Genomic DNA, 13,297 nt, shown 5'->3' with positions numbered 1-13,297 from the left:
GTAAGTTACAGCGTGGCCAGCGCTGAGCGAGCGATCGCCAGGCAGGCTGTTAAGCCGGGAGATTCTATCCCGAACAGATTAATCAGGTTGCTCACGCCGTGGGTTGCCGGCCCTGCGATCACAAAATCAGCTGCAGGCTGACCTGCGCCAACGATTTTTGGGCGTATGCCGGTATAGCCGGGGCTAAGTGCGCCATCGGGCAGGTCGGGCCAGTAGCGGCGCACGGCTTCGTAGAAACTGTCGCCCCGGTGAGGGTCTATATCGTAGTTTTCATGGTCGACCCATTGCGTGTCGGGCCCAAATTTGGCCTGGCCGCCAAGATCTAACGTTAGGTGTACGCCCAGGCCTGCTTCGTCAGGCATGGGGTAGATGAGACGGCTAAAGGGTGCCCGCCCTGACAGCGTAAAGTAACTGCCTTTGCAGTAATACGTGGGGGGTATGTGTGCAACAGGCTGCCCATGCAGTGCGTGCGCTGTGGCTGGCGCCGACAGACCCGTCGCATTGATGACGGTATTGGCGCTGAGCGTCATGGCCGAGGCGCTGTCAGCGGCGTTGTCACCAAAGGTTAATACGAATTCGCCCGTATCGTTAATATGCCCGTCGCGAAACACAGTATGAAAAACGCATTGCGCACCGTGGTTTTCGGCATCTCCCTGCAGCGCCAGCATCAGCCCATGGCTGTCGATGATGCCTGTTGAGGGTGAGACCAGTGCCCCGTCACAGCTAAGCGCAGGTTCGAGTTCGCGCGCCTGCGCACCGGTAATCTGGTACAGATCGTCTACGCCATTGCGTCGTGCCTGCTCGGCAATCTGCTTTAGTTGTGCGGTTTGCCCGGGCGTGGCCGCCACGATAAGTTTGCCTGTGCGTTTGTGCGGTATGCCGCGCTCAGCGCAATAGGCGTACAGCAGTTGCTTGCCTTCCACGCACAGTTTTGCCTTGAGGCTGCCCGCAGGGTAATAAATACCGGCGTGTATGACTTCTGAGTTGCGTGAACTGGTGCCGGTGCCAATGCTTGAGTCTGCCTCGGTAACTAGCACCTCACGGCCTGCAAGGGCGAGTTCACGCGCAATAGCCAGGCCGACAACGCCAGCTCCGAGCACCACGCAGTCTAGATCTGCTGCCATTGTTTCTCGTACATAGATAAGTTGAAAGCCGCGTCAGAGATCGGACAGCGGCTCGGTAGAAGGGGTAAGGTCAAAGTCGCCTGCGTGGTACACCAAAGGCTGACTGAAGCTGCGATCACAGCTTTCTACCTGACCGATGAACACCACATGGTCGCCCGCTTCATGGTGGGTCAGATTATGGCATTCGAACCAGGCTGCCGTGTCGTTATCGGCCAGCATCAAGGTGCCGCCGGGCGCACGTGCAAGCGCCACATCGTTAAAGCGGCCGCTTTGGGGGCCGCTGGCAAAGCGTTTGGCCAGATGCAATTGTGAGGCTGCCAGCACATGAATCACATAGCGCTCAGCATGCAGAAAATAGGGCAATGCAGACGCTTTGCGTGACAGCGACCAGAGCACCAGGGGTGGGTCAAGCGACACCGAGTTGAACGAGCTAATGGTGAGGCCCACAGGCTCGTTTCCGGCATTGCCGGGGTGTTCAGCGGTAATGACGGTGACACCTGTAGCGAAACGGCCCAAGGCAGATCGGAAAAAGGCGGAGTCAAAAATAGGGGGCGTAGCGGCCATGAGCGGGTGGCCGGTTAGGGCGCGAGACGCCGCAGCGCCCAATGTGTGTTTTCGCGTTGGAACACCAGACGATCGTGCAAGCGCGACGGCCGACCTTGCCAGAACTCAAAGTAACTGGGCGACAGACGATAACCACCCCAATGCTCGGGGCGTGCAGGGTTATCGCCAAGCGATGCCGTGAGCGCAGCGGTGCGTGCTTCGAGTTCGTCGCGGCTGATGGGCTGGCTTTGGGGTGAAACCCAGGCGCCTATGCGTGACTCGAGCGGACGACTTTTAAAATACTGGTCAGACTCGGCTGCCGGTATTTTTTCGATGACGCCTTCAATGCGTACCTGGCGTTCGAGGGCTGGCCAGAAAAACAGCAGGCTGGCGTTGGGGTTGTTTGCTAGCTCATGGCCTTTGCGTGAGAGGTAATTGGTAAAGAACACCATGCCTTGTGCATCAAACCCTTTGAGCAGCACAATGCGTGCAGATGGCCTGCCTTCTGGGGTTGCAGTGGCCAGCGTCATGGCAGTGGCCTCAGTGACGTTGGCCTTTAACGCTTCGTCCAGCCATAGGGAAAACTGGTCAAAGGGGTTTGCGGCCAGAGAAGATTCGAGCAATTCGAATTTTTCGTATTTGTGGCGAATATCGGCAACTGACATGGTAAATGTACGCAGAATGGTGAACCCCTAGTTTAGCAAGCCACGACGGTCTGCAGGGATCAGTGTTGCTGTAAGTGTCGAACAAGGGCTTGCAGGCGTTTATCCTGGATATTGCACTGCCTGAGCGCGTTGGCGGTTTCGAGTACGTATTCTACGCAGGGCCCATAGCTTCCATGGGCGTTGCGCACAATTTGTGCCAGGTGATCGGTAGACAAACCGCGCACGTAGGCGTCTGTATGGCGATTAATGGCAAAAACTAGCGCTGTGATCGTGCCCTGTTCAGTGCGGCAGTTGATCCACCGTGGCAGATATGCGCCGCTGGGCATTTCGCGCTTCCACAAGGCCTCCATAGAAGCAGGCACCTGGTGTGCAGGTATGCGAAAGGCCATACCACGGCATGAACCGCCAGTGTCAAGACCGAACACCAGGCCAGGGCGGTCAGGTGTTCCGCGGTTTACGCGTGACCACAGGCATAGCGCACGGTGGTAGCCATGCAGCAGTGCCAGCCGTTTTTCGGTGTAGTCGAACTCTGGCCGCCAGATCAGCGAACCATAGCCGTATACCCACACGTCTTGGTCGGGTTGCCACCGGGCCATGGCACTTTGTAGTGACGCAAGGCGTTCGGCCTCGGTAAGAAGACGAAAATTACTGGGCGCTGGTGCAGACGCCAGTGCGGGTTCGGGAGCAAAAACGGTATTCACGACAAGAGGGCTCCGTAGATTAACCACTTGCCTGCGTCTGACCCAATTTGCGGGCGGCCGCTGGCAAGGCCTGATGCGGGCATATGCAGTGACAGCCCGGGCTGTGATGATGAGGTCTCACCCGAGGCGCGTCTGGCATCATCACTTACTTGCTACTTCAATATTCTAAGGCACTCCTATATGCTCTGGGGTTGTTTGCTTCTACAAAGACGGGGCCCGTGTACACTTTATGCACCCAAAGCGCAGTGTATTTAGCTGCTCGCCGTAGTCTTGGCTGCCTAGTTGGGTGGCCAGCTATCGGAACAGGCCTATTTGGCTTTTATGAAACACTTCTTCAGGCACCATGACAGACGCGACCAATATTGATTTGCAACGCCGCTTCGCTGGCCTTGAACGGTTATACGGGGTAGACGGGCTGTCGCGGCTGCAGGGCGCGCATGTGCTGGTGGCTGGCATTGGTGGCGTGGGGTCGTGGTGCGCCGAGGCGTTGGCGCGTTCAGGGGTGGGGGCGATTAGCCTGGTCGACCTTGATCATGTTGCCGAGTCTAATATCAACCGGCAGCTGCATGCGTTGACCGAAACAGTTGGTCAGGCCAAGGTGGTGGCGATGGGGCAGCGGGTGCACGGCATTAACCCGGCGTGCAGGCTCAATATGATCGATGACTTCATAAGCCCTGAAAACGTCTCGGCAATTATCGCGGCAGACGTAGACCTGGTCGTTGATTGCACCGATCAGGCAGCCGCCAAGATCGCCATGATACTGGAATGCCGCACTCGCAAACTGCCTGTCGTGGTGTGTGGGGGCGCGGGCGGCAAAACTGACCCACTGGCGTTGAGGGCTGGCGACTTGTCGGCGGCCGTAAACGATGCCTTACTGTCAAAATTGCGCAACACGTTACGCCGTCTGCATCGATTTCCCCGAGCTGCCAGTCAGGCTGGCAAGGTCAAACACCGCGTTCCCAAAATGGGGGTGAGGGTTTTATGGTTTGATCAGCCTGCAATACTGCCGACGGCCTGGATGCAAGACATGAACGCTTCCGTGTCAGGCGACAAGGCTTCCAGCCAGGAAAATGACCTTAATGTGCCAGTACCCGAATATTTGGCACATGAAGCGGCAAGTCAGACGGAAAACCAGATAGCCAGCGCGCAGGCGCGCCTTGAGCTTGGTGAGTTGCCTGCTCTGGCACCTCAGGCAACTGCATTGCAGGGCCTTTCGTGCGCGGGCTACGGTTCGGCCGTTACGGTTACCGCACCCATGGGCATGGCTGCCGCCAGTGAGGCCATACATCACTTATTGCATGGCCGGTTCAAATAAAAACAACGATGGAGATAACCTATGTATCACGATGATTCATGGCTGGAGTGGCCGTTTTTTGACGACACCCATCGCCAACTGGCTAAAGCGTTAAATCAGTGGTGTGTCGATAATCTGGGTGAGGTTGATCATACTGACGTCAATCAGGCATGCAAAGACTTGGTGTCGCAACTGGGCAAGGCGGGTTGGCTCAGGTATTGCATTCCATCAGGTGATGCTGATGAAGTCTTAAGCCTGGGGGGTATTTATCCCCAGATTGACTCTCGCTCCGTGTGTATTTTGCGTGAAACATTAGGGCGCTATGATGCGCTGGCCGATTTTGCCTTCGCCATGCAGGGGTTGGGGTCGGGTGCCATTACGCTGGCAGGCAGTGAAGCCATCAGGCAGCGTTATCTTCCCCGCGTCGCGACGGGTGAGGCCATTGCCGCATTTGCGCTTTCCGAGCCTGACGCGGGCTCCGATGTGGCGGCCCTAACCTGCTCGGCCTCGCGAGACGGTGACGCGTTTGTGCTGAATGGCAGAAAAACCTGGATCTCAAATGGCGGTATCGCCGACTTCTATTGTGTTTTTGTGCGTACTGAGGTCGATGCAGGCTCGCGCGGCATCAGCGCTTTTGTTGTCGATGCAGATACGCCAGGCCTGAGTGTGGAGTCGCAGATTAACGTCATGTCACCCCATCCGCTGGCGACGCTGCGTTTTGATGGTTGTCGTGTGCCCGCCGGTCAAATGCTGGGCGAGCCAGGGCAGGGCTTTAAGCTGGCCATGCGCACGCTGGATATTTTCCGTTGCTCTGTGGCGGCTGCCGCCCTGGGTTTTGCTCGTCGCGCGCTGTCCGAGGGTCTGGCCAGGGCCAGCAGCAGAAAAATGTTTGGCCAGACGCTGGCAGACTTCCAGCTAACGCAGGCTGCTTTTGGCGATATTGCCACAGCCATTGATCAAAGTGCGCTGTTGACCTACCGCGCAGCCTGGACACGTGACGTGGTTGGCCGCTCGACCACGGCAGAAACCGCCATGGCTAAGATGGCGTCAACAGAGTCTGCCCAGTGGGTGATAGACCGTGTGCTGCAGATGTTTGGCGGGCAGGGGCTGGTGAGCAATACGCCGGTTGAAAGGCTTTATCGCGATATTCGAGCCTTGCGTATTTATGAAGGTGCAACCGAGGTTCAAAAACTGATCATTGCGCGCGAACTGCTGAAAGCAACAAAATAGCCGATTGTTGCGGCAGCTTGGGTCAGAATCAAGTTCGTACCCCGCCACGTACATACAGCAAAAGACTTACTGGCCACATTCAGCAGACCATCAAGTACGTACCCGGCGATGCACATACAGAAAAAGACCTGCTGGTTACATTCAGCAGGCCATCAGGTTCGCACCCGATCCCGCACATACAGCAATAGGCCTACTGGCCACATCAGGCAGACCAGCAAGTGCGGCGCAAAGCCTTTCAGTGACCAGCCGTCGGGCTGTTCCTGGTGGTTATCGCGCATGTGCAAAGAAAATCTGGTGTAGCGTGCAGCCGCCATCAGAAACGCCTGGGGACGATAACGAAACCAGGGCAGGCACTCGACGACGGTATCTCTGGCCAGCAGCCACAGCCCCAGTGCGTGTTGCTGGCTGTTACGGCCCTGATGCGACAGCGAATCGGGGCTGTCGTAATACACCCGGAACACCTGATTTACGAAACGGGTAAGGTAGCCAGCACGTGCAATGGCTCGCCAGACCAGGCTTTCAGGCACAAAGCCGGCGATTTCTTCCGGAAACGGAAACTGGCGCAACACGTCAGTGCGAAGACAGCCGAATTTTTCCCCCCTGACCCTGTACTTGAAAGTCATGTCGAGTGAAGTGGCGTCAAACACATCGCTGGGATACATGTCTCCCACAATACGTCCATCGGGACGGGCACAGAGGCCGGTAATGGCGACGTAATGCTCTCGTTCATTTAGCGGGATTTCGTTCCACGCACTGGCCATGCTGTACAGCGCGTTGGCGTCGAGGCTGTCGTCGCTGTCTATGGCCACGACCAGCTCACCGCTGGCTTTCTGCACACCACGGTTAAAGGCAGTTTTTTTGTGCTGGTTGTTTTGCCACATATAGTGGATGGGGAAACTGGCTTCTTGCTGCCAGCCCATAACCATAGTGCGTGTATCGTCGGTGGAACCGTCATCAACGATTACCCATTCAAAGTCTTGAAACGATTGGTCGCGCAGCGACTGGTACAGACGCTCCAGCGTGTGCGCACGATTATATGTGGGGGTTACGACCGTAAAAAGATGGCGCCAGATAGACATAGAATTTTCTTTTATGTGCAGCTATGCCGTGATGATAGGCGAAAAAAAACCCGCAGTTTGGAGTTCTGCGGATTTCTTGCCAACCTTACAACAGGATACAAGCAAAACTGACGTATTCAACGTGAATGTGCCAATTTTTGGTCTTTAGACTGTTTGTACTAGAGACCATACAGTATTGCCTGGTACGACCTGATCACGCTTGGGGGGCTAGCCCCCCATTGCACTGGCAAAGTACCAGAGCGTTGTCGTGATTAGGCGCGCTTGACCTTTTCAAGCATTTTGAACACGCCTTTGGGCGAGCGCACAAAAAGACGCTTGAAAGCCTTGCCCAGGCAACGGCGTTCAAGGGTGTTGCGACGGTTGCGTTTGATTTCTGCCATGATAATTCTCCGGTCTTTGCATGAAAGGCCAGGCTGGCGTGCAAGGCCCATAAATTCAGTTAACCCAACATTCTACCTCAGAACTGTGTTGGGCCACAAAAAGTCAAGCTTAAACGGTACAGGTGGGCCCAAGTTGATGCGGCATCAAGGTAATCGGTGAGCATTGCCAAAAGAGCGATTATCATAGCGATATGAGTTCACAGATACGCATCTTTGGCGCCCGCCAGAACAACCTTAAAAACCTCGACGTCTCCATCACAACCGGCGAGCTGCTGGTCGTTACTGGTGTGTCAGGCTCGGGTAAGAGTTCACTGGCTTTCGACACCCTGTACGCCGAGGGTCAACGCCGCTACGTCGAAACCTTCTCGCCCTATGCGAGACAGTTTCTCGATCGTATGGATAAACCCCAGGTCGAGCGCATCGAGGGCATTTTGCCCGCTATTGCCATAGACCAGGTCAACCCGGTGCGTAATTCACGCAGCACCGTGGGCACCATGACCGAGCTTAATGATCATTTCAAGCTGCTGTTTGCACGCCTGGGGCGGTTGTACTGTCGTTGCTGTGGCACGCAGGTGCGGCGTGACAACCCACAATCCATCTGTCAGCAACTGGCGGTTCTCAGTCAGCCTGACGACCCACGGCTTGTCATTACCTTTCCGGTGGTCATTCCTGCCAACTACACCGAAGACGAGGTACGCGGGTTTCTCGATCAGCAGGGCTATACCAGGGTTCATCACGAAGAAACCCGCCTGTACACACCGCCTGTGCCCAAAAAGGCCAAAGGCAAGCGTGCCAAGCCCAAGCCTGAGCAACGCCGGGTACTGCATGTGGTGCAAGACCGATTCCGCTACGGCTCTGCTGAGGCAGAGCGCGTCATGGAGGCGCTTGACGCTGCACTAAAACAGGGTGACGGGCACATTGCCGTGCATGCCATGCCTGAATCGGGAGACGAAGCGGCTCAAGAAACCGTATGGCGTTTCAGTAGTCGTTTGCATTGCGCGCAGTGCGATATTGAATACACTCCGCCATTACCCAGCACGTTTTCGTTTAATTCGCCTCTGGGGGCGTGTGAGTCGTGTCGCGGTTTTGGTCGTGTCATGGGCATTGATTACGGGCTGGTCGTGCCTGATGAAACTAAAACCCTGCGTGAGGGCGCGGTCAAGCCATGGCAGACTAATAGCTACAAAGAGTGCCAGGCCGAGCTGGAGCGCTACGCCCCCGCCGCCAAGGTGCGTCTTGACACCCCCTGGAAAGATCTCGACGACGACGAGAAACGCTGGGTTATTGACGGTACCCCCGACTGGAAGGGCGGCCAACAGGCCTGGAAAACGCAATGGTATGGGGCGCAGCGTTTTTTTGACTGGCTCGAATCACGCGCCTACAAAATGCATGTGCGTGTGCTTTTGTCCAAATACCGCAGCTACACACCCTGCCCGACCTGCAATGGTTCGAGGCTCAAGCCCGATGCAACGCTGTGGCGCGTGGGCGATGGGGTGCACCGCGAGCAAGACGATGCCTATCCGCGTTTTATGCCAGTGCATGCCGCCTGGACGCGCGAGCAACTCAACGCCTTGCCCGGGCTATGTATTCATGACCTCATGCGCCTGCCTATACAGCGTGTGCGCGATTATTTCGTCGATATCAGCTTTGGGGCTGATATTGACGCAGCCATTGATTTGCTGCTTTCCGAGGTACGCACTCGCCTGAAGTTTTTGTGCGATGTGGGGCTGGGTTATCTATCGCTTGACCGCCAAAGCCGCACCCTGTCGGGCGGTGAAGTGCAGCGCATTAACCTGACCACAGCGCTGGGCACGTCGTTGGTTAATACGCTTTTTGTACTGGATGAACCCTCCATTGGTCTGCACCCGCGCGACATGCATAGGGTGGTTGAGGTCATGCACCGACTGCGGGCCAACGGTAATACCCTGGTCGTGGTAGAACACGACCCGCAGGTAATGATTGCTGCCGACCGCATTATGGATATGGGCCCCGGGCCGGGTGAGCGGGGGGGCAACATCGTATTTGATGGCACACCTGCGCAGTTGCGCAATGCTGATACGCTGACCGGCAACTATCTGGGTGGCCGTCTTCGGGTCGAGGCCCCGCGGCCCATGCCCGTAGCGCCCAATACACCCAGACTTATTCTGGAAGGTGCGCGCGCCAACAACCTCAAAAATGTATCGGTGTCGATTCCGCTGGGTCGCCTGGTGTGTGTAACCGGCGTGTCGGGCTCAGGCAAATCTACGCTAATCCAAGATGTACTCTACCCGGCCATACTCAAACAACACGGCAAACCGACCGAAGCGCCGGGCGAGTTTGATCGCCTGCTTGGCGTAGAGATGCTGGCCGATGTCGTTATGGTCGATCAAACGCCTATTGGCAAGACGGCGCGTTCCAACCCGGCCAGCTACGTTGGCGCATTCGACTCTGTGCGCAAACTGTTTGCACAGGCGCCGATGTCCCGCGAGCGCGGCTATACCGCCGGTACGTTCAGCTTTAATACTGGCGATGGGCGTTGCCCCACCTGCGGTGGCACGGGCTTTGAGCACGTCGAAATGCAGTTTTTGTCTGATGTTTACCTGCGCTGCCCTGACTGCGACGGCAAGCGTTTCAGGCCCGAAGTGCTGGAAGTGCAGGTTGAACACCTCGGGCGCACCGCGTCCATTGATCAGGTGCTTGAAATGACGGTGTCAGAGGCCCTGTCGTTTTTCAGCGGCCTGCGTGACGTGCAGTGGGCGCTTGCGCCGCTTGCCGATGTCGGCCTCGAATACCTGCGCCTGGGTCAACCCGTGCCCACCTTGTCGGGGGGTGAAGCGCAGCGGCTAAAACTGGCCGGCCATTTGGCGGCTGCCTCCCGCAGCGGCATCTCGTCGGCCAGGGTGGCAAAGAAGGGCAGCCTGTTCTTGTTTGATGAGCCTACCACCGGGCTGCATTTTGATGATGTGGCAAAGCTGATGCAGGCTTTCCGCAAGCTGCTAGCCGCCGGGCATTCATTGTTGATCATTGAGCATAATCTGGATGTCATCCGTGCGGCTGACTGGCTCATAGATCTGGGGCCTGAGGGGGGTGACGCCGGGGGCGAAGTGGTGGGCGTAGGTACGCCAGACGACCTGGCCGCCAATGCCGCGTCGCATACCGGCCAGGCGCTTGCTGATTACACCTCAGCCATTGTGTATGAAGACCGTTCGCAGGCGGCGCGTCTGCTTGCCGAGCCTGAGCGCCAGTATGGGGCCGAAGCAGGCACCCCACTGCAAACCGCGCTGGGGCGTCGTCGCGACAACCACAGCATAGATATTCTCAATGCGCGTGAGCACAATCTGAAAGGCATTAACGTCAGCATTCCGCGTGACACCTTTACCGTCATTACAGGTGTTTCAGGCTCGGGTAAGTCGACGCTGGCCTTTGATATTTTGTTTAACGAAGGGCAGCGCCGTTATCTTGAATCATTAAACGCCTATGCGCGGGCCATTGTGCAGCCAGCAGGCAAGCCTGATGTTGACGCCATTTACGGTATTCCGCCTACGGTGGCCATTGAGCAGCGCACCAGTCGTGGTGGGCGCAAGTCAACGGTGGCCACCATGACAGAAATCCACCATTTTCTGCGTCTGCTTTATGTAAAACTGGGCACCCAGATGTGTCCTACCTGCCATGTTCCTGTCGAACCGCAAAAGCCGGAACAAATCGTGGCGCAGATTATGCGCGATTATAAAGGCAGGCATATTGGTGTGCTCGCGCCGTTGGTGGTTGCCCGTAAAGGGTATTACACCGATCTGGCCAAATGGGCCGCAGGCAAGGGTTATACCCATTTGCGCGTTGATGGTGAGTTTATTGCCGTCGCGCCATGGCCCCGTCTTGATCGTTATAAAGAACATACGATAGAGCTTCCTGTAGCCGATCTGCTGGTCGACTCAAATGACGAACTAGGCCTGCGCACGGCGATTCGCAGTGCGCTTGAGCACGGGCATGGCACCATGGGCATACTGGTTGACCTTACTGACAATCACACTTTATCGCTGGAGCTACGCCGTGAAGCAGGCCTGGGCGTATCAGCGCAGTATCACCAGTTTTCAGTCAAGCGTGCGTGTCCGTGTTGTGGCACAAGCTTTCCTGAGCCTGATCCACGCATGTTTTCATACAACTCCAAACATGGTTGGTGCACGAGCTGTTTCGGTACAGGGCTGCAGCTTTCAGGGTTTGATGAGGAACAGACGGGTGAAGAAAGTGCGTGGAATGCCGGTTATGAAGGGCAGACTGAGCCGTGCCGGGCCTGTCACGGCGAGCGCCTCAATCCGGTTTCGCGGGCCTTTTTATGGCGTGACCGCTCTATAGCCCAGCTGGCATCCATGCCTGTCTCTGATGCACAGTCTTTCTTTACCGGCCTGGTGGCGCGTGGTCGCGAGGCCGAAATTGCCCGCGATATTCTGACCGAGGTGCAGGGGCGACTTAATTTCATGCAAGAAGTTGGCTTGGGCTATCTGGCGCTGGACCGCGCCGCACCCACGCTGTCGGGCGGTGAGGCGCAACGAATCCGCCTGGCGGCACAGTTGGGTTCCAATCTTCAGGGCGTGTGTTACGTGCTGGACGAGCCAACCATCGGTCTGCATGCGCGTGACAACCAAATTCTTCTGAACGCGCTGGCTACGCTCGAGCGTAATGGCAATACGCTGGTGGTGGTTGAGCACGATGAAGACACCATACGGCGAGCCTCCCACATTATTGATATAGGCCCGGGTGCCGGTGTGCGTGGCGGCATGGTGGTAGCGCAGGGTACAGCGCAAGATCTTATGGACAACCCGGCGTCAGTGACCGGCCGCTTTCTGAAACATCCATTGCAGCACCCCATGAATGGCCGACGCACTGTCGACAAGGAAACCCCGGTTATCGAAGTGCTGGGTGCTCATATGCATAATCTGCATAACGTCAACGCACGTATCCCGGTTGGTCGTCTCAGTGTTATCACAGGCGTTTCAGGCTCGGGCAAATCTACGCTGGCGCGTGAAGTATTGCTCGACAATATTGCGTTGGCAGTGTCGCAACGTAAGGTGCCTGTCTGGAAGGGATGCGTTGAGGTTAAAGGCTGGGAGCAGGTTGATCGTGTGCTAGAGGTCGACCAGACACCCATCGGCAAAACGCCCCGCTCTTGTCCTGCCACCTATGTCGGCTTTTGGGATGATGTGCGCAAGCTCTTTGCCGGTACGCGTGAAGCGCGCGTGCGAGGCTGGTCGGCGACGCGCTTTTCCTTTAACACGGGCGATGGCCGTTGCCCGGTGTGTGAAGGACAGGGCATGCGCACCATAGAAATGAGTTTTCTGCCCGACGTCAAAGTGCTGTGCGATGCATGCCACGGTGAACGCTTTAGCCGCGACACGCTTAACGTTACATGGCGTGAAAAAAGCGCGGGCGAAGTGCTTAAAATGGAAGTGGATGAAGCCGTCGGCTTTTTCAGTGCCCATTCAAGAATTTCACGTATTTTGCAGCTGATGCAAGATGTAGGCTTGGGGTATCTGACACTGGGCCAGCCTTCGCCCACTCTATCGGGGGGTGAGGCGCAGCGCATCAAGCTGGTCACAGAGCTGGCCAAAGCGCGCATGGATGAAGGGGTGGTCAAGACCGGGCGCGCGTCGCGCCTGCCGCACACCTTGTACGTGCTGGATGAACCTACGGTTGGGCTCTCTGGCGCCGATGTCGAAAAGTTGATCAACGTACTGCACCGTTTGGTCGAGGCCGGCAACACCGTAGTGGTTATTGAGCACAATCTTGACATTATTGCCGAGGCCGATTGGGTGGTCGATTTGGGCCCTGAAGGCGGCACAGGCGGTGGCCACCTGGTTGTGCAGGGTACCCCCGAGGATGTTATTGCCCGAAGCCCGGTATCACATACGGGCGAGGCACTGGTCCGGTTTCTTAAAGCCGGCCAGCAGGCGAACGAGGTAAAGCCAGATGCTGTGCCGCTTTGAAAATCGCCTTGAGGGTAAGGCGCTCGAGCTAAAGCAATTTAGCCATCGCATTGCAGTTACGTCGGCGTCGGGGCTTGATGCCGCATTTCGCGATATTGCCGATGCGCAGGCACGTGGCTGTTGGGTCGCGCTATTGCTTGACTATGAACTGGGTGAGTGGCTGGAGCCCGGCAGCATGTGTGGCGTGGCTGGCGACCCCTTGTCTGGGGTCAGCAACAAGCCCAGGCTGACGGCATTGGTGTACCAGGAAGCCGAACCTGTTCCAGTATGGCAGGGGCTTGGTTCGGCAGCGATTGCCAACAGCATGCCTGAACATGCCAGGGC

9 protein-coding genes are annotated in these 13,297 nt (G+C 56.9%); 3 read left to right on the top strand and 6 right to left on the bottom strand.

Annotated elements, in window-relative coordinates; translation table 11 throughout:
• Positions 1-5 precede the first annotated feature (5 nt).
• From FQ179_RS17285 to FQ179_RS17270, 4 genes are read right to left on the bottom strand one after another with little or no spacing between them, the layout of a single operon-like run.
• Positions 6-1,124 (bottom strand): NAD(P)/FAD-dependent oxidoreductase, encoded by a 1,119-nt coding sequence (locus tag FQ179_RS17285; protein WP_149398566.1) that lies wholly within the window; start codon positions 1,122-1,124, stop codon positions 6-8.
• 33 nt (positions 1,125-1,157) lie between these two features.
• On the bottom strand, positions 1,158-1,688 hold the full coding sequence (locus FQ179_RS17280; RefSeq protein WP_149398565.1) for a flavin reductase family protein: 531 nt from the start codon (positions 1,686-1,688) through the stop codon (positions 1,158-1,160).
• A 14-nt stretch (positions 1,689-1,702) separates the two neighbouring features.
• Positions 1,703-2,332, bottom strand: a complete 630-nt coding sequence (gene pdxH, locus FQ179_RS17275; RefSeq protein ID WP_149398564.1) for a pyridoxamine 5'-phosphate oxidase — start codon at positions 2,330-2,332, stop codon at positions 1,703-1,705.
• A gap of 59 nt (positions 2,333-2,391) precedes the next feature.
• Positions 2,392-3,033 carry a gamma-glutamylcyclotransferase gene (locus FQ179_RS17270; RefSeq protein WP_149398563.1) on the bottom strand — a complete coding sequence of 214 codons (642 nt, stop codon included), beginning with the start codon at positions 3,031-3,033 and terminating at the stop codon, positions 2,392-2,394.
• Between the two features lie 343 nt (positions 3,034-3,376).
• On the opposite strand from FQ179_RS17270, the gene FQ179_RS17265 reads away from it, so the two are divergent.
• Positions 3,377-4,348, top strand: coding sequence for a ThiF family adenylyltransferase (locus tag FQ179_RS17265; RefSeq protein ID WP_149398562.1), 972 nt, complete (start codon positions 3,377-3,379; stop codon positions 4,346-4,348).
• Between the two features lie 21 nt (positions 4,349-4,369).
• Positions 4,370-5,557: an acyl-CoA dehydrogenase family protein gene (locus FQ179_RS17260; RefSeq protein WP_149398561.1), complete on the top strand. Its 1,188-nt coding sequence runs from the start codon at positions 4,370-4,372 to the stop codon at positions 5,555-5,557.
• A gap of 152 nt (positions 5,558-5,709) precedes the next feature.
• On the opposite strand, the gene FQ179_RS17255 is transcribed toward FQ179_RS17260, so the two are convergent.
• A complete protein-coding gene (locus tag FQ179_RS17255; protein WP_149398560.1) occupies positions 5,710-6,636 on the bottom strand; it encodes a glycosyltransferase family 2 protein in 927 nt (308 codons plus the stop codon).
• A 251-nt stretch (positions 6,637-6,887) separates the two neighbouring features.
• Positions 6,888-7,016: a hypothetical protein gene (locus FQ179_RS22800; protein ID WP_255475044.1), complete on the bottom strand. Its 129-nt coding sequence runs from the start codon at positions 7,014-7,016 to the stop codon at positions 6,888-6,890.
• Positions 7,017-7,207: 191 nt separating this feature from the next.
• On the opposite strand from FQ179_RS22800, the gene uvrA reads away from it, so the two are divergent.
• Positions 7,208-12,973, top strand: a complete 5,766-nt coding sequence (gene uvrA, locus FQ179_RS17250; RefSeq protein WP_149398559.1) for an excinuclease ABC subunit UvrA — start codon at positions 7,208-7,210, stop codon at positions 12,971-12,973.
• The last annotated feature ends 324 nt before the right edge of the window (positions 12,974-13,297 follow it).

Source organism: Pusillimonas sp. ANT_WB101 (genome assembly GCF_008369125.1).
Taxonomy (GTDB): domain Bacteria; phylum Pseudomonadota; class Gammaproteobacteria; order Burkholderiales; family Burkholderiaceae_B; genus Allopusillimonas.
Note: the sequence above shows the minus strand (reverse complement) of the source record. Positions and strands in the feature narration are given on the sequence as shown.